General features: G+C 70.4%; 23 protein-coding genes and 1 pseudogene. 15 read left to right on the plus strand and 9 right to left on the minus strand.

Features of this window, described 5'->3' with window-relative positions; genetic code table 11:
• The first annotated feature begins 216 nt into the window (after positions 1-216).
• The 4 genes from ACR68M_RS11115 (at position 217) to ACR68M_RS11130 (ending at position 6,345) form a co-directional block, all read left to right on the plus strand.
• Positions 217-3,966, plus strand: a complete 3,750-nt coding sequence (locus ACR68M_RS11115; protein WP_441250289.1) for a multifunctional oxoglutarate decarboxylase/oxoglutarate dehydrogenase thiamine pyrophosphate-binding subunit/dihydrolipoyllysine-residue succinyltransferase subunit — start codon at positions 217-219, stop codon at positions 3,964-3,966.
• Between the two features lie 123 nt (positions 3,967-4,089).
• Positions 4,090-4,269 carry a DUF6104 family protein gene (locus tag ACR68M_RS11120; RefSeq protein ID WP_057226968.1) on the plus strand — a complete coding sequence of 60 codons (180 nt, stop codon included), beginning with the start codon at positions 4,090-4,092 and terminating at the stop codon, positions 4,267-4,269.
• 161 nt (positions 4,270-4,430) lie between these two features.
• A complete protein-coding gene (locus ACR68M_RS11125) occupies positions 4,431-5,327 on the plus strand; it encodes a DUF4097 family beta strand repeat-containing protein (RefSeq protein WP_441250290.1) in 897 nt (298 codons plus the stop codon).
• A gap of 1 nt (position 5,328) precedes the next feature.
• Positions 5,329-6,345: a helix-turn-helix transcriptional regulator gene (locus ACR68M_RS11130; protein WP_441250291.1), complete on the plus strand. Its 1,017-nt coding sequence runs from the start codon at positions 5,329-5,331 to the stop codon at positions 6,343-6,345.
• 61 nt (positions 6,346-6,406) lie between these two features.
• Here the strand turns inward: ACR68M_RS11130 and ACR68M_RS11135 are convergent, their stop codons facing one another.
• Positions 6,407-7,369 (minus strand): zinc-binding dehydrogenase, encoded by a 963-nt coding sequence (locus ACR68M_RS11135; protein ID WP_441250292.1) that lies wholly within the window; start codon positions 7,367-7,369, stop codon positions 6,407-6,409.
• A gap of 105 nt (positions 7,370-7,474) precedes the next feature.
• Positions 7,475-8,671 (minus strand): NAD(P)-dependent malic enzyme, encoded by a 1,197-nt coding sequence (locus ACR68M_RS11140; protein ID WP_441250293.1) that lies wholly within the window; start codon positions 8,669-8,671, stop codon positions 7,475-7,477.
• Positions 8,672-9,646: 975 nt separating this feature from the next.
• Here ACR68M_RS11140 and ACR68M_RS11145 point away from each other — a divergent pair.
• The 4 genes from ACR68M_RS11145 (at position 9,647) to ACR68M_RS11160 (ending at position 13,061) form a co-directional block, all read left to right on the plus strand.
• Entirely contained in the window at positions 9,647-10,576 is a 930-nt protein-coding gene (locus ACR68M_RS11145) for an ABC transporter substrate-binding protein (RefSeq protein ID WP_441250294.1), read from the plus strand.
• Between the two features lie 33 nt (positions 10,577-10,609).
• Positions 10,610-11,578 (plus strand): amino acid ABC transporter permease, encoded by a 969-nt coding sequence (locus tag ACR68M_RS11150; RefSeq protein WP_441250295.1) that lies wholly within the window; start codon positions 10,610-10,612, stop codon positions 11,576-11,578.
• The gene (locus tag ACR68M_RS11155; RefSeq protein WP_441250296.1) at positions 11,575-12,375 is read left to right on the plus strand and encodes an amino acid ABC transporter ATP-binding protein; all 801 of its coding nucleotides are present in this window, start codon (positions 11,575-11,577) and stop codon (positions 12,373-12,375) included. Before ACR68M_RS11150 ends, ACR68M_RS11155 begins: the two co-directional genes overlap by 4 nt.
• A gap of 104 nt (positions 12,376-12,479) precedes the next feature.
• On the plus strand, positions 12,480-13,061 hold the full coding sequence (locus ACR68M_RS11160) for a CGNR zinc finger domain-containing protein (protein WP_441250297.1): 582 nt from the start codon (positions 12,480-12,482) through the stop codon (positions 13,059-13,061).
• Positions 13,062-13,107: 46 nt separating this feature from the next.
• Here ACR68M_RS11160 and sodX read toward each other — a convergent pair.
• Positions 13,108-13,431, minus strand: a pseudogene (gene sodX / locus ACR68M_RS11165) (nickel-type superoxide dismutase maturation protease); the annotation flags it as partial.
• A gap of 197 nt (positions 13,432-13,628) precedes the next feature.
• Here sodX and sodN point away from each other — a divergent pair.
• The 5 genes from sodN (at position 13,629) to ACR68M_RS11190 (ending at position 16,867) form a co-directional block, all read left to right on the plus strand.
• Positions 13,629-14,024 carry a superoxide dismutase, Ni gene (gene sodN / locus ACR68M_RS11170; RefSeq protein WP_441250298.1) on the plus strand — a complete coding sequence of 132 codons (396 nt, stop codon included), beginning with the start codon at positions 13,629-13,631 and terminating at the stop codon, positions 14,022-14,024.
• A 137-nt stretch (positions 14,025-14,161) separates the two neighbouring features.
• Positions 14,162-14,527 carry a nuclear transport factor 2 family protein gene (locus ACR68M_RS11175; RefSeq protein WP_441250299.1) on the plus strand — a complete coding sequence of 122 codons (366 nt, stop codon included), beginning with the start codon at positions 14,162-14,164 and terminating at the stop codon, positions 14,525-14,527.
• 52 nt (positions 14,528-14,579) lie between these two features.
• The gene (locus ACR68M_RS11180) at positions 14,580-15,053 is read left to right on the plus strand and encodes an N-acetyltransferase family protein (RefSeq protein WP_441250300.1); all 474 of its coding nucleotides are present in this window, start codon (positions 14,580-14,582) and stop codon (positions 15,051-15,053) included.
• A 241-nt stretch (positions 15,054-15,294) separates the two neighbouring features.
• A complete protein-coding gene (locus ACR68M_RS11185) occupies positions 15,295-15,708 on the plus strand; it encodes an anti-sigma regulatory factor (RefSeq protein ID WP_441250301.1) in 414 nt (137 codons plus the stop codon).
• A gap of 115 nt (positions 15,709-15,823) precedes the next feature.
• Positions 15,824-16,867 carry an RNA polymerase sigma factor SigF gene (locus ACR68M_RS11190; RefSeq protein ID WP_441250302.1) on the plus strand — a complete coding sequence of 348 codons (1,044 nt, stop codon included), beginning with the start codon at positions 15,824-15,826 and terminating at the stop codon, positions 16,865-16,867.
• A 65-nt stretch (positions 16,868-16,932) separates the two neighbouring features.
• Here the strand turns inward: ACR68M_RS11190 and ACR68M_RS11195 are convergent, their stop codons facing one another.
• Positions 16,933-17,334 carry a hypothetical protein gene (locus ACR68M_RS11195; RefSeq protein WP_441250303.1) on the minus strand — a complete coding sequence of 134 codons (402 nt, stop codon included), beginning with the start codon at positions 17,332-17,334 and terminating at the stop codon, positions 16,933-16,935.
• A gap of 82 nt (positions 17,335-17,416) precedes the next feature.
• Here ACR68M_RS11195 and ACR68M_RS11200 point away from each other — a divergent pair, with 82 nt between their 5' ends.
• On the plus strand, positions 17,417-18,388 hold the full coding sequence (locus ACR68M_RS11200) for a diacylglycerol/lipid kinase family protein (RefSeq protein ID WP_441250304.1): 972 nt from the start codon (positions 17,417-17,419) through the stop codon (positions 18,386-18,388).
• A 375-nt stretch (positions 18,389-18,763) separates the two neighbouring features.
• Entirely contained in the window at positions 18,764-19,015 is a 252-nt protein-coding gene (locus ACR68M_RS11205; protein ID WP_014138019.1) for a WhiB family transcriptional regulator, read from the plus strand.
• A 356-nt stretch (positions 19,016-19,371) separates the two neighbouring features.
• Here the strand turns inward: ACR68M_RS11205 and ACR68M_RS11210 are convergent, their stop codons facing one another.
• The 5 genes from ACR68M_RS11210 to ACR68M_RS11230 all read right to left on the minus strand — a co-directional run bounded on the left by ACR68M_RS11210 (position 19,372) and on the right by ACR68M_RS11230 (position 26,456).
• On the minus strand, positions 19,372-20,892 hold the full coding sequence (locus ACR68M_RS11210; RefSeq protein WP_441250305.1) for a sensor histidine kinase: 1,521 nt from the start codon (positions 20,890-20,892) through the stop codon (positions 19,372-19,374).
• A 416-nt stretch (positions 20,893-21,308) separates the two neighbouring features.
• The gene (locus tag ACR68M_RS11215) at positions 21,309-22,367 is read right to left on the minus strand and encodes an SIS domain-containing protein (RefSeq protein WP_441250306.1); all 1,059 of its coding nucleotides are present in this window, start codon (positions 22,365-22,367) and stop codon (positions 21,309-21,311) included.
• 137 nt (positions 22,368-22,504) lie between these two features.
• On the minus strand, positions 22,505-23,812 hold the full coding sequence (locus tag ACR68M_RS11220; protein WP_441250307.1) for an extracellular solute-binding protein: 1,308 nt from the start codon (positions 23,810-23,812) through the stop codon (positions 22,505-22,507).
• A 297-nt stretch (positions 23,813-24,109) separates the two neighbouring features.
• On the minus strand, positions 24,110-25,657 hold the full coding sequence (locus ACR68M_RS11225) for a glycoside hydrolase family 3 protein (protein ID WP_441250308.1): 1,548 nt from the start codon (positions 25,655-25,657) through the stop codon (positions 24,110-24,112).
• 7 nt (positions 25,658-25,664) lie between these two features.
• Positions 25,665-26,456, minus strand: coding sequence for a carbohydrate ABC transporter permease (locus ACR68M_RS11230; protein WP_441251577.1), 792 nt, complete (start codon positions 26,454-26,456; stop codon positions 25,665-25,667).
• Between the last annotated feature and the right edge of the window lie 77 nt (positions 26,457-26,533).

Genomic DNA, 26,533 nt, shown 5'->3' on the forward strand with positions numbered 1-26,533 from the left:
TTTTGCCCGATTTTGGATAGGTTCGACACTGACGGGGAGGCGCCAGCTTCCCCGTCAGTGGAGATTTCTAACGCTCGTTTTCGGCCAAATTGCAGGTCGACACTGTGATCTGGGCGACGCCTGCCCGCTGGGGACTGCGCGATCACTCGTGGGAGGCGTAGCCTTAATCCCCGCTGTCCACCATCCCAAAAGGAAGCGGAAGAGGGCGGTTGCCCCGTGTCGCCACACCCCGAAACCCCCGTCAGCTCGGCAAGCTCCACTGGCTTCGGCCCCAACGAGTGGCTCGTCGACGAGATCTACCAGCAGTACCTCCAGGATCCCAACTCGGTTGACCGAGCCTGGTGGGACTTTTTCGCCGACTACAAGCCCGGTACCGAGGTGACTCCAGTGACCCAGGCCGCGACCCAGGTCGGCCCCACGCCGACCGCCGTTGCCGCCCCTGCCCCGACTGCTGCCGTTCAGGCTGCTCCGGTGGCGCCCGCACCCGCTGCACCGGCCGCTCCGGCTCCGGTACAGCCGGCGCCCGCGCCGCTCGCCGCAGCCCCGGCCGCTCCCCCGGCGCCGAAGGCCACCGCTGCTGCGGTGTCCGCCCCGGCCGCCGAGGGCCCCGAGCTGATCCCGCTGCGTGGCCCGGCCAAGGCCGTCGCCACCAACATGGACGCCTCGCTGGAGGTGCCGACCGCCACGTCGGTCCGCGCCGTTCCGGCGAAGTTGCTGATCGACAACCGGATTGTCATCAACAACCACCTGCAGCGTGCCCGTGGCGGCAAGGTCTCCTTCACGCACCTGATCGGTTACGCCCTGGTCCAGGCCATCAAGGCCAGCCCGGGGATGAACCACAGCTACGTGGTCAAGGACGGCAAGTCCTTCCTGGTGAAGCCGGAGCACATCAACCTCGGCCTGGCCATCGACCTGGTGAAGCCGAACGGCGACCGCCAGCTGGTCGTCGCGGCCATCAAGAAGGCCGAGACGCTCGACTTCGTCGGCTTCCTGCAGGCCTACGAGGACATCGTCCGCCGGGCCCGCGCCAACAAGCTGACGATGGACGACTTCACCGGCGTCACCGTCTCGCTGACCAACCCCGGCGGCATCGGCACCGTGCACTCCGTGCCGCGCCTGATGCAGAACCAGGGCACCATCGTCGGCGTCGGCGCCATGGAGTACCCGGCCGAGTTCCAGGGCTCGTCCCCGGACACCCTGGCCAAGCTGGGCATCTCCAAGATCATGACGCTCACCTCGACCTACGACCACCGGGTCATCCAGGGTGCGGCGTCGGGCGAGTTCCTGCGCACGATCCACCAGCTGCTGCTCGGCGACCACAGCTTCTACGACGATGTGTTCGCCTCGCTGCGCATCCCGTACGAGCCGGTCCGCTGGGCCACCGATGTCGCCGCCACCCACGAGGACGAGGTCAACAAGACCGCCCGCGTGATGGAGCTGATCCACGCCTACCGCGTGCGCGGCCACCTGATGGCGGACACCGACCCGCTGGAGTACAAGCAGCGCCGCCACCCGGACCTCGACGTCGTCGAGCACGGGCTGACGCTGTGGGACCTGGAGCGCGAGTTCGCCGTCGGCGGCTTCGGCGGCCAGAAGATGATGAAGCTCCGCGACATCCTCGGCCTGCTCCGCAACACGTACTGCCGCACCGTCGGCATCGAGTACATGCACATCCAGGACCCGAAGCAGCGCAAGTGGCTGCAGGGGCGCCTGGAGAAGCCGTACTCGAAGCCGGAGCGCGAGGAGCAGCTGCGCATCCTGCGCCGGCTGAACTCGGCGGAGGCCTTCGAGACGTTCCTGCAGACCAAGTACGTCGGGCAGAAGCGTTTCTCGCTGGAGGGCGGCGAGTCGCTCATCCCGCTGCTGGACGCGACCATCGACTCGGCGGCCGAGCACCGGCTGGACGAGGCCGTCATCGGCATGGCCCACCGCGGCCGGCTGAACGTGCTGGCGAACATCGTCGGCAAGCCGTACGCGAAGATCTTCGGCGAGTTCGAGGGCAACCTCGACCCGAAGTCGATGCACGGCTCCGGCGACGTCAAGTACCACCTGGGGTCCGAGGGCACCTTCACCGGCCTGGACGGCGAGACCATCAAGGTCTCGCTGGCCGCGAACCCCTCCCACCTGGAGACGGTCGACCCGGTCGTCGAGGGCATCGCCCGCGCCAAGCAGGACATCCTGGACCAGGGCGGCACGACCTTCCCGGTGCTGCCGATCCAGGTCCACGGCGACGCGGCCTTCGCCGGCCAGGGCGTCGTCGCGGAGACGCTGAACATGTCGCAGCTGCGGGGCTACCGCACCGGCGGCACCGTGCACATCGTGGTCAACAACCAGGTCGGCTTCACCGCCGCCCCGGCGTCCTCCCGCTCGTCGATGTACTGCACCGACGTCGCGCGGATGATCGAGGCCCCGATCTTCCACGTGAACGGCGACGACCCGGAGGCCGTGGTCCGCGTCGCGCGGCTCGCCTTCGAGTTCCGCCAGGCGTTCCACAAGGACGTCGTGATCGACCTCATCTGCTACCGCCGTCGCGGTCACAACGAGGCCGACAACCCGTCGTTCACCCAGCCGCTGATGTACGACCTGATCGACAAGAAGCGCTCGGTGCGCAAGCTCTACACCGAGGGCCTGATCGGCCGTGGCGACATCACGATGGAAGAGGCGGAGCAGGCGCTCCAGGACTTCCAGGGCCAGCTGGAGAAGGTCTTCTCCGAGGTCCGCGAGGCCACCCAGACGCCCGCCCCGGCCGCCAACGGCAAGCCGCAGGCGGACTTCCCGGTGAACATCCGGACCGGCATCTCCGAGGAGATGGTGAAGCGGATCGCCGCCTCGCAGGTCAACCTGCCGGAGTGGCTGACCGTCCACCCGCGTCTGCTGCCGCAGCTGCAGCGCCGCGCCGCCTCGGTCGAGGACAACACCATCGACTGGGCCATGGGCGAGACGCTCGCCATCGGCTCGCTGCTGATGGAGGGCCACCCCGTCCGCCTGGCCGGCCAGGACAGCCGCCGTGGCACCTTCGGCCAGCGCCACGCGGTGCTGATCGACCGGGTCAGCGGCGAGGACTACACCCCGCTGCTGTACCTGACCGAGGACCAGGCCCGCTACACCGTCTACGACAGCCTGCTGTCGGAGTACGCGGCAATGGGCTTCGAGTACGGCTACTCGCTGACCCGCCCGAACGCGCTGGTCATGTGGGAGGCGCAGTTCGGTGACTTCGTCAACGGCGCGCAGACCATCGTCGACGAGTACATCTCGTCCGCCGAGCAGAAGTGGGGCCAGCACTCCGGCGTCACCCTGCTGCTGCCGCACGGCTACGAGGGCCAGGGCCCGGACCACTCGTCCGCCCGCCCGGAGCGCTTCCTCGCGCTGTGCGCGCAGAACAACATGACGGTCGCGATGCCGACGCTGCCGTCGAACTACTTCCACCTGCTGCGCTGGCAGGCGCACAACCCTCACCACAAGCCGCTGGTCGTCTTCACCCCGAAGTCGATGCTGCGTCTGAAGGCGGCGGCGAGTGCGGCGGCGGAGTTCACCTCCGGCTCGTTCCGTCCGGTCATCGGCGACACCACCGTCGACCCGGCGAACGTGCGCAAGGTCGTCATCACGGCCGGCAAGTTCTACTACGACGTCGCGGCGGCCCGCACCGAGCGCGGTGTCACCGACACGGCGATCGTCCGGGTCGAGCGGCTCTACCCGCTGCCGGTGGCCGAGCTCCAGGAGGAGCTGGCCAAGTACGGCGACGACGTCCAGTTCGTCTGGGCGCAGGAGGAGCCGGCCAACCAGGGTGCCTGGCCGTTCATCGCGATGAACCTGGTCGACCACCTCCAGGTCGTCGTCGGCCGCAGCGCCAACGGCTCCCGCCTGCGTCGCGTCGCCCGCACCGCCTCGTCCGCCCCGGCGGTCGGCTCGGCCAAGCGGCACGGCGCCGAGCAGGCGGCGCTGCTGGAGGAGATCTTCACCCTGTAGTACCGCCCGTACGACGCCTGTACGACCGAGGCCCGGTTCCCGCCCGCAGCGGGGGCCGGGCCTCGGTCGTGACGGCGCGTACTAATCTGGCGTCTGTCACACCCCACCGGACCGGAGAGCACCGTGTACTTCACCGATCGAGGCATCGAGGAGCTGGCGAGCCGGCGCGGCGACGAGGAGGTCACCTTCGAGTGGCTGGCCGAGCGGCTGCGCGAGTTCGTCGACCTCAACCCGGACTTCGAGATCCCGGTCGAGCGGCTCGCCACCTGGCTGGCCAGGCTGGACGACGAGGACGAGGACTGACGCAGCGCCGTCGGAAGGGCCCGGGAGGTTTCACCTCCCGGGCCCTTCGTGTCTCTCCGGGCGCCCTTCCCGGGCGTGCTTGACATTCACGGCACGCGATATATCGTGTTCTACAGGGAGACGCGATACATCGCGAATCGCAACGGGAGGCGGGACCAGTCATGAGCCAGTGGGTTGTCAGCGGACCTGAGAAGATCACCATCGACGAGCCGGTCGGCACGCTCCAGGTACGGATCGTGGCCGGCGCGGTGAACGTCGTCGCGGCCGACGGCCCGGCCCGGCTGGAGGTCACCGAGCTGGAGGGCGACCCGCTGCGGGTCAGCCTGGAGGACGGCGTGCTCACCGTCTCCTACCCGGAGCTCAACGTGAACCGCTTCTCCGAGGCCCTGAAGTCGATGGAGTCCGTGAAGTCGCTCTTCGCCACCCTGCGCAGGCACAACCGCGCGGTGGTCTCGCTGGCCGTCCCGGCCGGCGCGGAGGTCAAGGTCGGCACGGTCTCCGCCGACGCCACCGTCTCCGGCATCTCCGGCCGGGTCTCGGTGCACGGCGCCAGCGGCGAGACCACGCTGGTCGGGCTCTCCGGCCGCACCGACGCCAACACCGTCTCCGGCAACATCGACGCCCAGGCGGTCTCCGGCGAACTCCGGGCCAAGTCCATCTCCGGCGACCTGACGGTGGTCGCCGGGCGGGCGGACCGGGTCTCCGCCAAGTCGGTCAGCGGCAACGTCACCCTGGACCTGGACGTCCGGACGGCCGCCGACATCAACGTCACCACCGTCAGCGGCGCGGTCGGCATCCGGCTGCCCTCGCTGGCCGACACCAAGGTCGAGCTGGGCACCACCAGCGGCGACCTCTCCAGCACCTTCGAGGAGCTCACCGTCAACGGCACCTGGGGCGCCAAGCGGCTCTCCGGCGAGATCGGCTCGGGCAGCGGCAAGCTCCAGGTCACCACCGTCTCCGGCGCGGTGACGGTGCTGCGCCGCCCCGAGCCGGAGGACGACCGGCCGAGCTTCGTCAAGGAGCTGCCCAGCGCCGCCGACACCACCGAGGAGATCTGAGATGACCCCCGTCTTCGGGCACGGCCGCCTGCGCCTGTACCTGCTCAAGCTGCTCGACGAGTCGCCCCGCCACGGGTACGAGGTGATCCGCCTCCTGGAGGAGCGCTTCGAGGGCACGTACGCGCCCTCGGCGGGCACCGTCTACCCCCGGCTGGCGAAGCTGGAGAAGGAGGGCCTGGTCACCCAGAGCACCGAGGGCGGCCGCAAGGTCTACCGGCTCACCGAGGCGGGCCGCACCGAGCTGGCCGCCCGGCAGGGCGAGCTGGACGAGCTGGAGGCCGAGATCCGCGACTCCGTCGCGCAGCTCGCCGGGGCGATCCGGGAGGACGTCCGGGACAGCGCGAAGGACCTCCGCGAGGAGCTGTGGAACGCGGCGAAGCAGGCCCCCCGGCCGGGCGGCGGCTCGGGCGGCGACCCGTGGGCCGGGCCCTGGGGCGAGAAGGAGTCCTGGAAGCGGGCCAAGGAGGAGTTCGCCCAGTTCAAGGCGCAGGCCAAGGAGCAGGCCGCCCGCGCCAAGGAGCAGGAGCGCGCGGCCAAGGCCCAGGCCAAGGCCGCCGAGGAGGAGGCCCGCCGGCTGCGCGAGCAGTCCAAGGCAGCCCGCAGTGCGGCGCAGCAGGAGGCCCTGCGGATCAAGCGCCGGGTCGAGCAGCAGGTCCGCGAGGCCGCCGCCCGCGGCGACTGGTCCACCGGCCTGGCCGAGGGCCTCTCCGAGCTGACCAAGGGCCTGGCCGGGCTGGCCGACGCCGCCAAGTGGGGCACACCCGCGGCGCCGCCCGCCGACGAGGAGATCCGGGTCGACCGGATCGACCTCGACAAGCAGCCCGTCACCGACCTGCCGCCGTGGGCCGCCACCGACCCCACCGCCGACCCGGCCCGCGAACTGGAACGCCTTCTGGACCGCTTCCGCGACCAGATCCGCGACACCGCCCGCGACACCGGCGTGACCCCGGCCCAGCTGGGGGCCGCCCAGGCCGCCCTGGCCGCAGCCGCAGCCCACATCCGCACCACCCTGAGCTGACCCCGAAGAGGCGGCCCGGTGTCCGCGCCGGGCCGCCTCTGGCTGTCACAAAGTCAGGAAGTCACGGCGTCAGGACGAGCTTGCCGAAGACGTCGCCCTTGGCGAGGCGGGCGAAGGCGTCGCGGGCCTCGGTGAGGGGGTAGGTGGAGTCGACGACCGGGCGGATGCCGGTGTTGGCGCAGAGGGCGAGAAGGCCGGCGAGTTCGTCCTTGGTGCCCATCGTGGAGCCGAGGACGCGGAGTTCGAGGAAGAAGATCCGGTTCAGCTCGGCGGCCTTGGGGTGCGGGCCGGAGGTGGCGCCGGAGATGACGATGGCGCCGCCGGGCTTGAGCGCCTTGACGGAGTGGCTCCAGGTCGCGGCGCCGACGGTCTCCATCACCGCGTCCACCCGCTCGGGCAGCCGGGCGCCGCTCTCGAAGGCGGCGTCGGCCCCGAGCTCGACCGCGCGGGCGCGCTTGGCCTCGTCCCGGCCGGTGACCCAGACCCGCAGGCCGGCCGCCTTCGCGAGCACCACGAGTGCCGTCGAGACGCCGCCGCCGGCGCCCTGCACCAGGACGGTGTCACCGGGCTTCACGCCCGCCTTGGTGAAGAGCATCCGGTACGCCGTCAGCCAGGCGGTGGGGAGGCAGGCGGCCTCGGCGAAGGACAGTTCGGCGGGCTTGGGCAGCAGGTTCCAGGTGGGTACGGCGACGCGCTGGGCGAAGGTGCCCTGGTAACGCTCGGTCAGGATCGAGCGGGGCTCGTCCGGGCCGACGCCGTGGCCGCTCTGGCCGATCACCGAGTGGATGACCACCTCGTTGCCGTGCTCGTCGACCCCGGCGGCGTCGCAGCCGAGGATCATCGGCAGCCGCTCGGCGGGCAGGCCCACGCCGCGCAGCGACCAGAGGTCGTGGTGGTTGAGCGTGGCGGCCCGGACCGTGACCACGCTCCATCCCGGGCGGGCCTCGGGCTCCGGGAGCTCGCCCAACTCCAGGGCGCTCAGCGGGTCGTCGGCGTCGATGCGTGCGGCGTAGGCGGCGTACATGTCCCGGACACTAGCGGCGAACGGCCGGGGCCCGGAACCACGCAGGAGTGTGACCTCCACCGCGTGTCCCGGGCCCGTGTGTGGCGAACCGCGTGAGACGACCGCTTACAGCTTGGCGACGCCCTCACGGCGGGCGGCCTCGGCGACGGCCTTGGTGACGGCCGGAGCGACCCGCTCGTCGAAGGGCGACGGGATGACCTTCTGCGGCGTCAGCTCGTCGGCGACGACGGCCGCGAGGGCCTGGGCCGCGGCGAGCTTCATGCCCTCGGTGATCCGGGTGGCCCGGACCTGGAGGGCCCCGGCGAAGATGCCGGGGAAGGCCAGCACGTTGTTGATCTGGTTCGGGAAGTCCGAACGGCCGGTGGCCACCACGGACGCGTACTTGTGCGCGATCTCGGGGTGGATCTCCGGGTTGGGGTTGGCCATCGCGAAGATGAAGCAGCCCTCGGCCATGGTGGCGACGGCCTCCTCCGGCACGGTGCCGCCGGAGACGCCGATGAAGACGTCCGCCCCGGCGAGCGCGTCGGCCAGCGAGCCCTTCAGCCCGGCCTTGTTGGTGACGGCGGCGATCTCGGCCTTGACGTCAGTCAGGTCGCCCCGGCCCTCGTACACCACGCCGCGCCGGTCGCAGACCGAGACGTCGCCGATGCCCGCCGCGACCAGCATCTTGGCGATCGCGATGCCCGCAGCGCCCGCGCCGGAGATGACGGCCCGCAGGTCGCCGATCTCGCGGCCGGTGACCTTGGCGGCGTTCCACAGCGCGGCGGTGGAGACGATCGCGGTGCCGTGCTGGTCGTCGTGGAAGATCGGGATGTCCAGGGCCTCCTGGAGGCGCCGCTCGATCTCGAAGCAGCGGGGGGCGGAGATGTCCTCCAGGTTGACGCCGCCGAAGGACGGGGCGAGCCGGACGACGGTCTCGACGATCTCGTCCACGCCGGTGCAGGCCAGCGCGATCGGCACGGCGTCGACGCCGCCGAACTGCTTGAAGAGGATCGCCTTGCCCTCCATGACCGGCAGCGAGGCCTCGGGGCCGATGTCGCCGAGGCCGAGCACGGCGGTGCCGTCGGTGACGACGGCGACGACGTTCGACTTCCAGGTGTAGTCGTTGACCAGCTCGGGCTGCTCGGCGATCGCGGTGCAGACCCGGGCCACGCCGGGGGTGTACGCGAGGGACAGGTCGTCCGCGTCGCGCACCGGCACCGTCGCGCGGACCTCCATCTTGCCGCCGCGGTGGAGTGCGAAGACGGCGTCGACCGGGTCGACGGTGTCCTCGGTGTTCGGGTGGATGATCTCCGCTGCCACGATGACCTCTTCGTCATGTTCGGCGAGAGCGCACGGGCCGACGGGCTTACGACCCGGCCCGCACGCGCCGGAGGCGGAGTGCGCAAAGCCCGGGTACGCCGATGCGTACCCGGAGGTGGGTCGGGGCGCGGCCGTCGGGCGGCGCCCTCGAGTGAGGGTTTTGGGTTGCTGTGCTGTGCCTGCGACCTGCCGGCCTCCCGGCCTGCCGAAAGGTGCCCGACACGTCCGGACAAGTCCGGATCGGGTCAGCCTAGGTCGGACAAAGGCATCGCACCTATGCCTTTTTGTCCTCTTGACGTGCCGTTCACGCCCCGCTCACCACTTGACCGCCTCCAGTTTCGGAAGTACTGGGGCTCGTGCTGGCAACGACGATCGGACACGCACACTCGCAGGAGTGAACGCAGACTCGGAGGGGAGCTGGCACTTCGGATCCAGAGCCTCTGTCTTCGGCTTCCGGTCCTACGCGCCCCGAGCCTGTCGCGACTCGGCGGGTCTGGCGTTCTGGTATCGGGGGTCACCCGATACCAGATTCTGACACACCCGCCGCCCGGCCCGGCATGACGGTCGCCACTCACCCGTACGCCGCATAGTCCCGCCCACCCACGGACGGGCCTCCGGGCGTGGCGCGCTTCGGTCTGCATACTTATCCGCAGGGTGACAGGGTCACCGAATTACTCCGGATAGCGGACACTCTGACCCCTTGTTATCCGATTTTGATCTGAAGATGGGCCCGTTCGGCGACACAGGGTGGCAGGATTCCCCCCATCTCGGATCGCGACAGCCACCCCGGCCTCCCAGGCAGGGGCCCCGGGTCGAGGCAGCGATCGCTTGTCCACCTCGGCGGAGGGTGGCACGGCAACACCGGCAGGACCAGCAGCACCCGAAGGCCCCGCACAGTGCGGTGCGGGCCCGTCGGCCCTGGTGCGCCGCCCCCGCGGCGTGCTCCGCCCGACCTCCCAGGAGGAGATCCCCCCAATGACCGCCCGTACCCAGCGCCCCCGCCTGCTCGCCGCCACCGTCCTCGTGACGGGCTCCCTCCTGCTCACCGCCTGCAGCAGCTCCGGCAGCTCCTCCGGCAGCTCCGGCGCGCCGAGTGCCAGTGCCTCGGTCAAGGCCCCCACGGCCGACGCCTCGCTGGCGGCCCTCGTCCCGGCCGACGTGAAGTCCTCCGGCAAGCTGGTCGTGGCCGCCGACGCCTCGTACGCGCCGAACGAGTTCAAGGACGACAAGGGCGCCATCGTCGGCATGGACGTCGACCTCGCCGCGGCGATCGCGCAGAAGCTGGGTCTGACGGCGGACGTCCAGAACGCGGACTTCACCTCGATCATCCCGGGCATCGCGGCGAAGAAGTACCAGCTCGGTATGAGCTCCTTCACCGACAACAAGGAGCGCGAGAAGACGGTCGACATGGTCACCTACTTCACCGCGGGCACCTCCCAGGCGGTCAAGAAGGGCAACCCGGACAAGATCTCGGCCGACGACCTGTGCGGCAAGAAGGTCGCCGTCCAGACCGGCACCACCCAGGCCGACCTGATCCACGACACCCTCAACCCCGCCTGCACCAAGGCCGGCAAGCCGACCATCCCGAACGACGGTGACAAGTTCACCCTCCAGACGGACGTCACCACGGCCCTGATCTCGAACCGCGACCAGGTCATGCTGGCCGACTCCCCCGTGATCGACTACGCCCTCAAGCAGACCAACGGTCAGCTGGAGAAGATCGGCTCGACCACCGACAGCGCCCCGTACGGCGTCGTCGTCGCCAAGGGCTCCGACCTGGCCAAGGCCGTTCAGGGGGCGATCCAGTCGCTGATCGCCGACGGCACCTACAAGGCGATCCTGGCGAAGTGGGGCGTCGAGTCCGGCGCGATCGACAAGTCCGTCATCAACGGCGCCACCAGCTGATCCCGCACCACAACACCCCCTGAGGCCACCACTGTGAATCATTCCGACCAGGGGGAGGTGAAGCCGGCGCGGCCTGAGCAGATCAAGGCCGTGCCGGTCCGCCACCCCGGACGCTGGGCCGGAGCCCTCGTCGTCATCGTCCTGGCGGCGATGCTGCTCCATGCCCTGATCTACAACCCCGCCTTCGAGTGGAACATCGTCGGCTCGACCCTGTTCGACCCGCAGATCCTCCGCGGTCTGGTGAAGACGCTCGAACTGACCGCCCTGGCGATGGTGATGGGCATGGTCGGCGGCATCATCCTCGCGGTGATGCGGCTCTCGCCGAACCCGCTGCTCTCCACCACGGCCTGGTTCTACATCTGGGTCTTCCGGGGCACTCCCGTCCTCGTCCAGCTGGTGTTCTGGAACTTCCTCGGCGCCCTCTGGGCGAACCTCTCCATCGGCGTCCCGTTCGGCCCCGAGTTCTGGTCCGAGTCGACCAACAAGCTCGTGCCGGTCTTCGTCGCGGCCCTGCTGGGCCTCGGCCTCAACGAGGCCGCCTACATGGCGGAGATCGTCCGTGGCGGCATCCAGTCGGTGGACGAGGGCCAGACCGAGGCCGCCCAGGCCCTCGGCATGAGCCGCTTCGACACCATGCGCCGGATCGTCCTCCCGCAGGCCATGCGGGTGATCATCCCGCCGAGCGGCAACGAGACCATCTCGATGCTCAAGACCACCTCGCTGGTCACCGTGATCGCCCTGGAGGAGCTCTTCCAGGCCGGCCACAACATCTACTCCCGCACCTTCCAGACCATCCCCGTGCTGATCGCCGTCAGCATCTGGTACCTCTTCCTGACCTCCGTGCTGACCGTCGGCCAGTACTACGTCGAGCGGTACTACGCACGCGGCGCCAACCGGGCGCTGCCGCCGACACCGCTGGAGCGCGTGCGCGCTCTCTTCAAGGGCAAGCCGCTGCCGCCGACGGCCGCTGCGGGCACCCCGCACAGTGGGGGGATGTCATGACCGAGCCGACCGACCTGATGACTCCGCAGAGCAGCGGTCACCCGATGGTCCGGGCCGAGGGCGTGCGCAAGTCGTACGGCCTGGTCGAGGTGCTCAAGGGCATCGACCTCGAAGTGCGGCAGGGCGAGGTGTTCTGCCTGATCGGCCCGTCCGGCTCCGGCAAGTCGACCTTCCTCCGGTGCATCAACCACCTGGAGAAGATCAACGGCGGTTTCCTCTCCGTCGACGGCGAGCTGGTCGGCTACCGCCAGAAGGGCGACCGGCTGTACGAGCTGAAGGACCGCGAGGTGGCGGTGAAGCGCCGCGACATCGGCATGGTCTTCCAGCGCTTCAACCTCTTCCCCCACATGACGGCGCTGGAGAACGTGATCGAGGCGCCCGTCCAGGTCAAGGGCGAGGGCAAGTCCGCCGCCAAGGAGCGGGCGATGGCCCTGCTGGAGCGGGTCGGCCTGGCCGACAAGGCCGCCAGCTACCCGTCGCAGCTCTCCGGCGGACAGCAGCAGCGCGTCGCGATCGCGCGTGCGCTGGCCATGAAGCCGAAGCTGATGCTCTTCGACGAGCCGACGTCGGCGCTCGACCCGGAGCTGGTCGGTGACGTCCTCGACGTCATGCGCGGCCTGGCCGAGGAGGGCATGACGATGATCGTCGTCACCCACGAGATGGGCTTCGCCCGCGAGGTCGGCGACGCACTGGTCTTCATGGACGGCGGCGTGGTGGTCGAGTCCGGCCACCCGCGCGAGGTGCTCACCAACCCGCAGCACGAGCGGACCAGGGCCTTCCTCTCCAAGGTGCTCTGACACGTCCTCCTGCTCGGCGCCCGCCACGAATCGTGGCGGGCGCCGACGCGTTTGGTAATACCCTGGTGGCAGCTCACCCGTTACCACCTCTGGGAAGGACCCCCGTGGAGCTCGCCTCGTACGCCGACTTCGCCGTCCGGCTGGTCAACAGCGAGGAGCCCGGTCGCGGCACCGACGCACTGACCTCGGTCGAGGCCGTCCGGGATCTCTTCGGTGAGCCGAGCCGGGCCTCCGCGATCGCCGACGAATCCGACCTGCCGAGGCTGCGGGCCGTCCGGGTCCGGCTGCGCGGGGTCTTCGAGGCGGCGGCGGAGGGCGACGAGGTGCGCGGGGTCGACCTGCTCAACAGCCTGCTGGTCGAGTACCCCGTCAGCCCGCTGGTCTCCGGCCACGACTACCTGGACGAGGCCGGGCGCCCCCGCTGGCACCTGCACCTGGCCGACAACGCCCCCACCGCCACCGCGAACTTCACCGCCGTCGCGTGCATGGGCCTGGCCATACACCTCACCGCGCTGGGCGCCGACCGCCTCGGCATCTGCCAGGCCGCGCCCTGCCGCAACGCCTACCTCGACACCTCCACCAACCGCTCCCGCCGCTACTGCTCGGACCGCTGCGCGACCCGGGCCAACGTCGCGGCCTACCGCGCCCGCAAGCGGCTCGAAGCCGCGGCGGCCCAGCAGGCCTAGCCGGGCAGGTCTAGCCGGGCAGGCCTCCGGGCCGGCGGGCGATCCAGCCGATGCGCGGCCGGAGCCGCAGCAGGACGCGCCCGAGCACCAGCTCGTCCGGCACCGCGCCGTACTCCCGGCTGTCGCTCTCCACGAAGCGGTTGTCGGAGAGCAGCCACCAGCCGCGCCCCCGGCGCCCGTGGGCCCGCTTCACCACCAACAGGTCCTGCCGCAGCGGGTGGCGGCAGAGCACCACCGCGCCCGGCGTGATCCGGGCGCCGTAGCGGACCAGCACCAGATCGCCGTCGTAGAGGGTCGGCACCATCGAGGGCCCCGCCACGTCGACCACGCCGAGCGGCAGCAGCCCGGCACTCCGTGCCTCTGAACCCATCTCGCCCACTCCGACCGCCCGTCCTGCTGACCACTCGTCCGTCACCGGCGGCTCCGGTGTCCGCCGAACGGCCGACCCCGCCCGATATCGCCCGGTTCGGGGTCCGCCTTTCGCCCTAGGTTCCCCTCCCCAGCCGCGAAACCCGGCGGTCGTAAGGGTAATCTCAGCGCGGGAAGACGATCTAAGGAAGGACTCCCATGTTCTCTAGTCTGTTTGCTCCGCGAGCCACCGCGCACGCCCACTGTGACCTGCCCTGCGGTGTCTACGACCCGGCCCAGGCCCGGATCGAGGCCGAGTCCGTGAAGGCCACTCAGGAGAAGTACCAGGCCAACGAGGACGCGGCGTTCCGTACCCGCGCCATCGTCATCAAGGAGGAGCGGGCCGAGCTGGTCAAGCACCACCTCTCGGTGCTGCACACCGACTACTTCAAGGCCCCGCACTTCGAGAAGTACCCGCAGCTGCACGAGCTGTTCAACAACGCCGGCAAGGCCGCCTCGGCTGCCAAGGGCTCGAACGACCCGGCCACCGGCCAGGCCCTGCTCGACCTGATCGCCCAGATCGACGCGATCTTCTGGGAGACCAAGAAGGCCTGAGCCCCGCTCAGACCTGACACCGTCGCCCCCGTCCGCAGCACGCGGCCGGGGGCGTCGGCGTTCCCGGCGGCGTACGCTCGGAATACGGGTCGAACCGCCCCGGTCCGGCTCGTCGTATGCGAGCGAAGGAGACCGCCATGGGCACCACCGCCTTCGACACCGAGGCCCTGCGGGAGGGCATCGAGCAGCGCAAGGCGTCGACCCTGTTGTCCCTCTACGCGGACGACGCGGAGATGCGGATGATCGACCACCGCAGCCAGCCCAGCCACCCGATGGTCGCGCACGGGCGCACCGAGATCGAGCCGATCCTGGCCGACGTCTACAGCCGGGACATGACCCACAAGCTCGAACAGGTCGTCGTCGGCGACGGCCACGTCGCTTGGATGGAGTCCTGCGAGTACCCGGACGGCACGAAGGTGCTGTGCAGCGCGATGGCCGACCTGAAGGACGGCAAGATCGTCGACCAGACCGCCATCCAGGCCTGGGACGAGGCGGGCTCCTGACCGCTCCCGGGGGCACGTCACCCGGGCGGTGCCCCCGAGTACCCTCGCCAGTATGATCCGCACCGCCGCCACCACCGACGTCCCCGCCATCCACACCATGATCCGCGAGCTCGCGGAGTACGAGAAGGAGCCGCAGGCGGCCCAGGCCACCGAGGCGCAGCTGCAGGACGCGCTGTTCGGCCCGCACCCCGCCCTGTTCGGCCTGGTCGCCGAGGACGACACCACCGGTGAGACGGTCGGCTTCGCCCTCTGGTTCAAGAACTTCTCGACCTGGCGCGGCACCCACGGCGTGTACCTGGAGGATCTGTACGTCCGCCCGAGCGAGCGCGGCGGCGGTCACGGCAAGGCGCTGCTGACCGAGCTGGCGCGGATCTGCGTGGAGCGCGGGTACTCGCGGATGGAGTGGTCCGTGCTCGACTGGAACACTCCTTCGATCGGTTTCTACAAGTCACTCGGTGCCGTTCCGATGGACGGATGGACGGTCTACCGGCTCACCGACGAGGCGCTCACCGCCCTCGGCTCCTGACGGTCTTTCGCTCGTTCCCGTGACGACGGTCCCAGATCGGGACACGGGCACGGGTATCGCGGTAACGTCTCGGGCGGATGCGCGGCGTTCCGGCCTCCCCACGTGGGTATGACCGGTACGTACCGCACCACCCCTCTGGACAGTTGGGGCGAAGCAGTTGAGCAATGCAACAGGAAGTGCCGCGGCAGCGTCGCAACAAGCGCTGCCGCCGCAAGCACCGCGCGTCACCCAGGAGGTGAGGGTGTCCCAGATCGACGGCGAGCCCGGAGTGAAGGACTTCGTGGAAGTCCGGCTGCCCGCAGCGGGGGCCTACCTCTCGGTGCTGCGGACGGCGACGGCCGGCCTCGCGGCCCGGTTGGACTTCACCCTGGACGAGATCGAGGATCTCCGGATCGCGGTGGACGAGGCCTGCGCCATCCTGCTCCAGCAGGCGGTGCCGGGCTCCGTACTGGCGTGTGAGTTCCGGCTGGTCGGCGACTCGCTCAGAGTGACGGTCTCCGCACCGACGACCGACGGCCGCGCCCCGGAGCGGGACACCTTCGCCTGGACGGTGCTCTCCGCACTGGCCGGCGAGGTGGAGTCCTCCGTGAGCCCGGACAACACGGTCGTCATCAGCCTCCACAAGAAGCGCGGCGGTACCCCCGCCCAGTTCTGAGGCCGCACCCGTGAAGCCGTACGCGCGGCGCCCGAGCGCCGCGCGTACGGCTCCCCCGTACCGCGCAGCGGTACACCCCAAGTGAAGTGCTCCCGGAACGGAACGGGTGATCGCCGTGAGTGAGCTGAACCGCACAGGTGCCGCCGGTAGCCCGGTGGTCACCGCCGAGCCGGCCGTGCCGACCCAGGCACGGGCCGCCATCCCGCACGACGCCCGATCCACCGCAGATGACGTGCACCCGAAGGACAGCCATCGGATGACCCAGCCGACCGATCCGACGCCGGAGCCGCAATCCGCCGGCACCCCTGAGCCCGCCACCGAGGAGGTGGTCGTGGTGGTCGAGGAGGTGGTGGCCGACGAACCGGTCACGCCGATGCTGCCCACGCAGACGCACCGCTCCGGTGCGCCGGACCGCGAGGCCGCCCGCGCGCTCTTCGTCCGGCTCGCGGGGCTGGCCGAGGGCTCGCCCGAGCGGGTCGAACTGCGCAACCAGCTGGTCCGGATGCACATCCCGCTGGTCGAGCACCTGGCACGGCGGTTCCGCAACCGAGGCGAGCCGCTGGACGACCTGACCCAGGTCGCCACCATCGGCCTGATCAAGTCGGTGGACCGCTTCGACCACGAGCGCGGGGTCGAGTTCTCCACCTACGCCACCCCGACGATCGTCGGCGAGATCAAGCGGCACTTCCGGGACAAGGGCTGGGCCGTCCGCGTCCCGCGCCGGCTCCAGGAGCTGCGGCTCTCGCTGACCACGGCGACGAGCGAGCTCTCCCAGCGGCACGGCCGCTCCCCCACGGTGCACGAGCTGGCCGAGCACCTGGGGATCTCGGAGGAGGAGGTGCTGGAGGGCTTGGAGTCCGCCAACGCGTACTCGACGCTCTCGCTGGACGTGCCGGACAGCGACGACGAGTCGCCGGCCGTCGCGGACACCCTCGGGACGACGGACGAGGCGCTGGAGGGCGTCGAGTACCGCGAGTCGCTCAAGCCGCTGCTGGCCCAGCTGCCGCCGCGCGAGCAGAAGATCCTGGTGCTGCGGTTCTTCCGGAACATGACCCAGTCCCAGATCGCCACCGAGGTCGGCATCTCGCAGATGCACGTCTCGCGCCTGCTGGCCCGCACCCTCGCCCAGCTCCGCGAGAAGCTGCTCGTCGAGGAGTGACCCCAGTACATGCGTGTGGCCCCCGGGGCGTCCCCGGGGGCCACACGTGCGTCAGCTCGGCAGCGTCAGCTGTACAGCGCCTCGGTCACCCGGGGGTTGAGCAGGCCGACGATCCCCGCCAGCCCGAGCAGGCCGACGACGACCGCACCGGCCGGGAGCCCCTGCCACATGTAGTACGCGACCGGCAGGCAGATCGAGTTGGTCAGCAGGGCCGGGCTGCGGCCCCACCGGCGCAGCCCGAGCAGGGCCCACCCGGCGAGCAGCGGCAGCACGCCCATCAGCAGCAGGACGGCGCCGCCGAACTCGCTGCGGCCGAGCGCGGCCGAGTCGCCGGTGAAGCCGCTGATCATGTCGAAGAGGCCCCAGCCGGCCAGCGCGGCGCCCTCCAGCAGGGTCGTCGCGGCGCCGACGAGCAGCGGGGTGGGCCGGGTGCGGGCGGGGGCGGGGGAGGTGGTCTCTGCGGTCACCCCAGCAGGGTAGCCGCCGCCTCCACGACACCGAGCCGGGTGGACACCCGAACGCGCCGCGCCGCCCCGTAGGCTGATCGCCATGCGCGCTCTCCTGGTCGTGAACCCGAAGGCGACCACCACCAGTGGCCGGACCCGAGACGTGCTCACCCACGCCCTGCGGAGCGACCTGAAGCTGGAGGTCGCGCACACCGAGTACCGCGGCCACGCCCGGGACCTGGCCTGCGACGCGGCCACCTACGGCACGGTCGACCTGGTGGTGGCGCTGGGCGGCGACGGCACCGTCAACGAGGTCGTCAACGGCCTGCTCGCGCACGGCCCGTCCGAGCGGGTGCCCCGGCTGGCGGTCGTGCCGGGCGGCAGCACGAACGTCTTCGCCCGCGCGCTCGGCCTGCCGAACGACCCGGTGGAGGCGACGGGTGCGCTGCTCGACGCGCTGGACCACCAGCGCGAGCGCGCGATCAGCCTCGGCAAGGCGATGACGGAGGGCCTCCCCGACCGCTGGTTCACCTTCACGGCCGGTCTGGGCTTCGACGCGGGCGTGGTGGGCCGGGTGGAGGAGATGCGCAAGGCCGGGCGGAAGTCAACTCACGCGCTGTACGTCAACCAGGCACTCCGGCACTACGTGACTGAGCGTGAACATCGCAAGAACGGCCCCATCACCCTTGAGATGAACGGGCAGGACCCGGTGCCGGGGCTGGTGATGACCATAGTTTCCAACACCTCTCCGTGGACGTTCCTGGGCAGCCGGCCGGTGCTCCCCTCGCCCTCCGCTTCCTTCGACACGGACCTCGACGTCTTCGGCATCACTCGAATGACCGCGTTCGGCACGGCTCGAACGGTGCGTCAGATTCTGCGCTCGCACACACCTGCGGAAGACGAGAGAGAGCCAGTCGGCCCTAGGGGCAAACACGTCGTCTCCTATCACGACGTCCGACACTTCACCTTGGTTTCACAGGAACCGGCCCCGTTTCAGGTCGACGGGGACCACCTTGGAGACAGGAGTCGCGTCAGTTTCACAGGCGTTCGGCGGGCACTGCGTGTGATTGTGTGACCAGAAGGGGGTATCCCCCTTCTTCTCGAACGCACAAGCCCCCTTCACCCCATAGAAGTACGGGCTGTGAGCTATGCGACACCGAAGAATCAAAAATTCCTCACCGAAGGGGGTTGTATCCGAGCCCGAGGTTTGCGAACCTCTACATGGCGATCGGGACACGTCGCAGCAACAGTTCAACACCTGCCCCCAGGGGCACGGCTGCGGTACATCCCTTGATCTGCCCGAACCCCCTCCCAGCACAGACCACCCAGGCCCTTTGGGCCTTTGGTCCCTTTTGCTGTTACGGGATTCGTGAAAGCGTTCACATTCACAAGCCACCACGATTGCGTCGGCCGGGGCCACAGCCCTACCGACCGGAGGAGTTGGACGAACATGGACTGGCGCCACCGCGCTGTCTGCCGCGAAGAGGACCCGGAGCTGTTCTTCCCGATCGGGAACACCGGTCCTGCTCTGCTGCAGATCGAGGAAGCCAAGGCCGTGTGCCGCCGCTGCCCCGTCATGGAGCAGTGCCTGCAGTGGGCGCTCGAGACCGGCCAGGACGCAGGCGTCTGGGGCGGCATGAGCGAGGACGAGCGTCGTGCGATGAAGCGCCGCGCCGCCCGCAACCGCGCGCGCACCGCCTGACACACCGCCTCACCGCTGTACCCGCACCACCCGATCAACCCATGATCAAGGGCTTCGCCGCTCTTCCGGTCGAAGCCTTCCGCAGAGCGGATCGCACCCTGGTGAGATCCGACGGCGCGCGATGCGGCCCTGGCACTTGATACTGTTCACTTAGAGCAATATTGTGGACCTAGGGCGCTCACCGTGTGCAATGCACCGGGCGCCACAGCACCACCATGAGCCCCCGTTCCGGCCGACTCCCCCCGACGGCCGGAACGGGTTGAGAGGCCCTGCCGACCCACCCCCCCCGGTCGGCAGGGCCTCGTTTCTCTCTCCGGTGCGTGTTCGGGTGCGTGTGAGACCTCCTCAACTCCCGTCTACGGCACGGGAATCTCCAGGATCACCTTGGTGCCGCCACCCGGCGCCGCGACCATGTCGAAGGTGCCGCCGAGCTCGTTGGTCGCCAGCGTCCGGACGATCTGCAGGCCGAGATTGCCCGCCTGCTGCGGGTCGAAGCCCTCCGGCATCCCCTGCCCGTCGTCCTGCACGGTGATCAGCAGGTACTCCTCCGGCTTGGCCCCGCCGTTCCAGCTGTCCGACCAGCCCATGCCGCTGGCCGGGGCCCGCCCGCGCAACGCGCTGACCTCCACCCGGCCCGAGTCCTTCGCGCCGAAGGCGTGCTCCAACGCGTTCTGCAGCAGCTCGGTCAGCACCATCGCCAGCGGAGTCGCCACCTCGGCCGCCAGGATGCCGAAGCTGCCGCTGCGCCTGGTCGCGACCTTGCCGTCGTGGGACAGCTCCATCACCATCGCGAGCACCCGGTCGGCGACCTCGTCGAAGGCGACCTGCTCGTCCAGGGTCTGCGACAGCGTCTCGTGCACGATCGCGATCGAGCCGACCCGGCGCACGGCCTCGTCCAGCGCGGCCCGCCCGGCCGGCGAGTCCATCCGGCGGGACTGCAGGCGCAGCAGCGCGGCGACGGTCTGCAGGTTGTTCTTCACCCGGTGGTGGATCTCCCGGATGGTCGCGTCCTTGGTCATCAGCTCGCGGTCACGGCGGCGCAGCTCGGTGACGTCCCGGGCCAGCACCAGCGATCCGGTGAGCACGCCCTTGGGCTTGAGCGGGATGGCCCGCAGCGTGACCACACCCCCCTGGGCCTCCACCTCGGTCTGCCGGGGTGCCCAGCCGCTGGCCAGCTTCACCAGCGCCTCGTGCACGGCCCCGCGCGACGGCGGCGCCAACTCGGCGGTGCTGCGGCCGAGGTGACTGCCCACCAGATCGGTGGTGAGGCCGAGCCGATGGTAGGCGGAGAGCGCGTTGGGGCTGGCGTACGTGACGATGCCGTCGGCGTCGAGCCGGATCAGCCCGTCGCCGACCCGGGGCGCCGCGTCCATGTCGGCCTGTTCGACGCCGGGGTACGGAAACGTTCCTGCCGCGATCATCTGGGCCAGGTCGGAGGCGCTCTGCAGATAGGTGAGCTCCAGCCGGCTGGGCGTCCGCACCGTCAGCAGGTTGGTGTTCCGGGCGATCACCCCGAGCACCTTGCCCTCGCGCCGGACGGGGATCGACTCGACCCGTACCGGCACCTCCTCGCGCCACTCCGGGTCACCCTCGCGGACGATCCGGCCCTCGTCGAAGGCCGCGTCCAGCAGCGGGCGGCGGCCGCGCGGCACCAGGTGGCCGACCATGTCGTCCTGGTAGGAGGTCGGGCCGGTGTTCGGGCGCATCTGGGCGACCGAGACGTACCGGATGCCGTCCCAGGTCGGGATCCACAGCACCAGGTCGGCGAAGGAGAGGTCGGAGAGCAGCTGCCACTCCGAGACCAGCATGTGAAGCCACTCCACGTCGGCACCGGTGAGGGTGGTGTGGCGGCGGACCAGATCGTTCAGCGAGGGCACAGGGCGAGCGTAACCCCGATCAGAGCCTCCGCCGACCCGGTCCGGGGCCCGGCCAGGGGTTGCCCGGGGGTTGTCCAGACCAATCCGTGAACGGCTCTGGACAACCAGGATTGGTCTAGTCCACAATGAAAGAGCACCAAGGAGAGGCCCCCCGCGCAACTGCCCTGACCCGCGCGAGGTCGCTCCGAGGTCGGTCGCCCGCCGACGGGGAGCCCCGCACAGCTCCCGGCCGGCAGCGGCGCCCGACGACAGCTCCGGGCTGCGGTGCCGCACAGGTTGAGGGTCCTGTGTCGGCGCCGTGGCCCGTAGTGCTTTCCCGGCTCCCCCCGGCTCGGACCACCACCCCGGCCGCTCAACGACTGAGGCCCCGTCCACCCGGACGGGGCCTCAGTCGTTCACCGTGCGCAGCCCAGGGGTCAGTGGGTCTCGGTGACCTTGGCGAGGGCTCGCGGGGCGTCCGGGTCCTGGCCGCGGGCGATGGTGACCTCGTAGGCGAGCTGCTGGAGGGGGAGGATCTCCAGGATCGGCTGGACCTCCTCGGGCACCCCGGCGGGGAGCGCGAAGCCTGCGGAGGCGGCGTCCACCTGCTCCTGCTGGCCGATGACCACCAGGTCCGCACCACGGCCGCGCAGGCGGTCCAGGACGGGCTGCAGGGCCTCGCCGCCCTTGCCCTCGGGGACGATGGCGATGACCGGGGAGACGTTGTCGACCATGGCCAGCGGGCCGTGCAGCAGGTCGGCGCCGGAGAACGGGGAGGCCGGGATGTAGGTGGTCTCCATCAGCTTCAGCGCGGCCTCGCGGGCCGTCGGGTAGCCGTAGCCGCGCGAGGTGAGCACCAGGCGCTGGGCGAAGCGGTAGCGCTCCGCCAGGGCCTTGACCTCGGCCTGGCGGCCGAGGATGCCGGCGGCCAGCTCCGGCAGCACCTTGGCGGCCGAGCCGTCGCCGCCGCGCAGGCCCTCGACCAGCAGGTAGAGGGCGAGCAGCTCGGCGGTGTAGGTCTTGGTCGCCGGGAGCGCCTTCTCCGGGCCCGCGAGCACGTCGATGTGGAACTCGGAGACCTCGGCCAGCGGCGAGCCGGCGTTGTTCGTCACCGCGAGGGTGATCGCACCGGCCTCGCGGGCCGCCTTGGTGGAGGCCACCAGGTCCGGCGAGCCGCCGGACTGGCTGACGGTGATCACCAGGCAGTCGGTGAGGTCCGGCTTGGCGCCGTAGGCCGTGGTGGTGGACATCGAGGTGAGGCCGGCGGGCTTGCCGAGCAGCACCTCGATCAGGTACTTCGCGTACAGCGCCGCGTTGTCGGACGTGCCGCGGGCCGTCAGCAGCACGAAGCGGGGGCTGCGGGCGGCGATCTCGGTCGCGATCTCGCGGATCTTGGGAGCGCCCTCGTCGAGGATGCGCTGCAGGACGGCCGGCTGCTCGGCCATCTCCGCCGCCATGATCCGTCCGGGGGTGGAGCTGGTCTGCGTGTCGGACATCTGATGTGCCTCCGATGAGATGGTTCTGCACCCTTCCCGGGCGGCTGCCCGGTCGGGGACCTCTACGGCGGCGAGTCCGCACACTCGCTGCGGTGTTACTCCGACGATCCTACGGGGAGCCACGGACCTGAGCACATTCAGGACGGGTTGTTGATCAGCTGGTCGATCGCCGCGTCGGCCGTCCTGGTAGCCGCGTCGACCGAGGTGCCCTTGAAGATGTCGTTCAGCATCGTCACCAGGACGTTCTGCTTCTCGATCGCACCCCAGCCGGGGGCGAGCGGGGTGAACCAGGCGTCCGGCACCGCGTTGGCCGCGGCGGCGGTGGCCGGCTTGGAGCGCAGCGGGGCGAGCTGGGTGAGGTTGTTCGGCAGGGTGTCCTTGTCGGCGAGCACCTGCTCCGACTTGGTGCTGGTGAACATCCTGATCCAGTCGGCGGCCAGCTCGGCGCCGGCCGACTTCGCGGTGACGGCGAGGTCGGAGCCGCCGATGAAGGAGGGCAGCGGCTTGCCGCCGGGGCCGGGCATGCCCGTCACCTTGAGCGCGTCGGTGAGCTTGGGGTCGCCGGTGACCGGGGCGACAGCGCTGCCGGCCTCCCAGCTGTTGCCGTAGAGCACGGCGGCCTTCGACTTGCCGAGCACGGCGGCCTGACCGGCCTCGTTGACGGTCAGGTCGCCGTGGTTGTACGTCTTCACCAGGTCGACGAAGTGGCTGATGCCCTGCTGGGACTTGGCGTCGTTCAGCGCGCCGTGCCAGCGGCCCGCGCTGTCGAAGCGGGCGATGGCGCCGCCGGCCGCCGCGACGTACGACATCGCCGCGTACCAGTACGGGCCGGGCAGGTAGAGCGCGGAGAAGGTGCGATCGCCCTTGTGCTTGGCCTGCACCTTGTCGAGGGCGGCGCGCAGCTCGTCCTCGGTCTTCGGGAAGTCGGGGCTGCCGGTGGCGTCCTGGAACATCGCCGAGTTGTAGATGCCGACCCGGGCGCCCGCGTAGTACGGCACGCAGAACAGCTTGTCCTGGTAGCTGCAGGTGTTGACCAGGCCCCTGATCCAGCTGTCGGAGTTCTCGAAGGTCGACCGGTCGACCGGGGCGAGCGAGCCGTTGAGGATGTACTTCATCGTCTCGGTGTTGCCGAGCTCGACGACATCGGGGGCGTTGCCGGCCGTGAGCGCGGCGTCCAGCTTGCCGATCTTGTCGCTCCAGCCCTGGTAGCTGAGCTTGAGGTCGACCTTGGGGTACTTCGCGGCGAACTCGTCGTTGACCTGCTGGACGAGCTCGGGCCAGTTGGTCTGCGCGTCGTTCATCAGCCAGATGGTGACCGTCCCGGTGGCGGCCTTCGGGTCGGCCGAGGCGGCGGCGCCCTTCCCGGGGGCGGCGCCGGAGCCGCACCCCGCCAGGGACGCCAGCAGGGCAGTCGCACCGATCGCGGCCGAGAGCTGTCTCTTCACGCAGACCTCCGTCATTGCAGGCAGGCAGGTCTGCGCAGTGGTACAGACCAGATTGCGCGAGCCTGGCCTAGACCACTCCCGGTGTCAACGGAAGTTTGAACATCAAGTGCTGGTCGTTGCAGACCTGTTGTGAGTTGTGAGCGATCTGTCGTGACTCCATCACCTACGGTTCCCTTAAGGCGTACTTAAGGCTCTCTTGAGGGAACAGCATCAAGAGAGCCGGACGGCAAAGGAAATGGCCCGGGGCCGCTGGAGTCTCCTCCAACGGCCCCGGGCCAGCTGATACTTGACGTACCGTCAGCCGAGGTACTGCCCCGTCAGCACCTCGACGGCGGCGAGCCCGCAGACCCGGGCCGCGCCGTGGGTGGCGACGTGCAGGGCGCCGACCGGCACCGCCTGCGGGACACCCATCTCGACCACCAGCGCGTCCGGACGGGCCGTCACCAGCCGGTCCAGCGCGGCGGCCATCCAGCTGTGCCGGTGGGTGTCGCGGACGACCACGACGAGGCGACGGCCCGATGCTCCGGCGAGCACCTTGGCCGTCAGCTCGTCGAGCCGCGCCGGGTCGGCGGCGTCCGGGCCGAAGCTCGCCGTCCGGGTACCCGGCAGGCGGGCGGCGAGCATGCCCGCCACGCCCCAGGGCGTCTCGTCCCCGACCGCGATGTTGGCCTGCGGGGAGAACGAGGCGACGTACGGGCGTTCCGTCACCGGCGCGACGGGGCCACCCGGGGCGCGGACCACGCGCAGGGCGCGGCGGGCGGCCTGGAGACCGATCGAGAGGTCGGGCTCGACGAGCTCGCCCTGGGCCTCGATCCGGGCCCAGCTGCCCAGCGAGCGGACCCGCTCGGCGGCTGCGGCCAGCCGCTCCTCGCCGAGCCGGCCCGAGCGGACGGCCTCGACGATGGCGTCCCGCAGGTGCAGGACGATCTCCTCGTCGGCCAGCCCGCCGCCGACGCAGATCGCGTCGGCCCCGGCGGACAGCGCGAGCACGGTGCCCTCGCCCATCCCGAAGGTGTCGGCGATGGCACCCATCTCGATGCCGTCGGTGACGATCAGGCCCTGGTAGCCCAGGCCCCCGTCGGCGGGCGCGGCGCGCAGCAGGTCGCTCAGCACGGCGGGGCTGAGCGTCGCGGGCAGCCGCTGGTCCAGGGCCGGGATCATGATGTGGGCGGTCATCACGGCCTTGGCCCCGGCCGCGATCGCGGCCTTGAACGGGACGAGATCACGGGAGCGCAGCAGGTCCACGTCGACGTCGACCACCGGCAGGCCGAGGTGCGAGTCGACGGCGGTGTCCCCGTGGCCGGGGAAATGCTTGGCGCACGCGGCCACGCCGACGGACTGCAGCCCCTCGACCCAGGCGGCGGTGTGCCGGGCGCACAGCTCCGGGTCGGCGCCGAACGAGCGGACGCCGATCACCGGGTTGCGCGGGTTGGAGTTGACGTCCGCCGAGGGCGCCCAGTTGTAGTTGACGCCGCACTCGGCCAGCGCCCGGCCGAGCTCACGGGCGACGTCCCGGGTGAGCGCCGGGTCGTCGATCGCGCCGAGGGCGAGGTTGCCGGGCCAGGACGAGCCGGAGCCCGCCTCCAGCCGGGTGACGTCGCCGCCCTCCTCGTCGATGGCGACCAGCACGTCCGGGTTCTCGGAGCGCAGCGCGGCGGTCAGCGCGGCGAGCTGGACGGGGTCGGTGACGTTGCGGCCGAAGAGCGCCACCGAGCCGAGCCCGGCCGCCAGGTGGCGGCGGACCCACTCGGGCGGGGTGGTGCCGACGAAGCCCGGCTGGAGGACGGTCAGGGCGTCGCGGTGCAGTTGGTCGCTGTCGGTGACTGCGGGTACCAGAATGCTCATGCGCGCCTCACCCCTTGACGGCTCCGGCGGTGAGGCCGGAGGCGATGCGTCGCTGGACGAGCAGGAAGAAGATCACCACGGGGATGGCCATCAGCGTCGAGCCGGCCATCATCGGCGCGTACTCGGTGCCGCGGGTGGTGGTGAAGTTGCCGAGCCAGACGGTGGCGGTGGTGTTGTGCTGGCTGAGCAGCTGGAGTGCGTACAGGTACTCGTTCCAGGCCTGGATGAAGCCGTAGATCGCGGTGGCGACCATGCCGGGGGCGAGCAGCGGGAAGACCACCCGGATGAAGGCGCCGGTGCGGGTGCACCCGTCGACCATCGCGGACTCCTCCAGCTCCTTCGGGATGTTCACGATGAAGCCGCGCAGCGTCCAGATCGTGAAGGGGAGCACGAAGGTGAGGTACGTCAGGATGATCCCGGACAGCTTGTCGTACTGGCCGAGGTCGTTGAGCAGCAGGAAGACCGGGATGATCATCGCGACCAGCGGGACCATCTGCACCGTCAGGATGCCCACGATGACGACCTTGCGGCCGCGGAAGGCGAACCGCGAGATGGCCAGCGCGGCCAGCAGGCCGACCACCAGGCCGATCGCGACGGTCGAGCCCGCGATGATCACACTGCGGCCGACCGGGCCCCAGAAGTCGGAGACCTCCAGCGCCCGGTGGAAGTTGTCCATCGTGAGCGGGAAGGGCAGGAACTTCGGGCTCGGCGAGATCGACTCCCGCTCCGGCTTCAGCGCGGTGTTGACCATCCAGTACACCGGGAAGCCGATGACGGCGGCGACCAGCAGGCCGATCAGGTTGTAGACGCCGCGGCCCTTGGGCTTCGGCTGCTTGACCTTCGAGACCTTGGGGGCCTTGGGGTTCTGGACCGAGG

The organism is Kitasatospora sp. McL0602 (assembly GCF_052076145.1).
Classification (GTDB): Bacteria; Actinomycetota; Actinomycetes; order Streptomycetales; family Streptomycetaceae; genus Kitasatospora.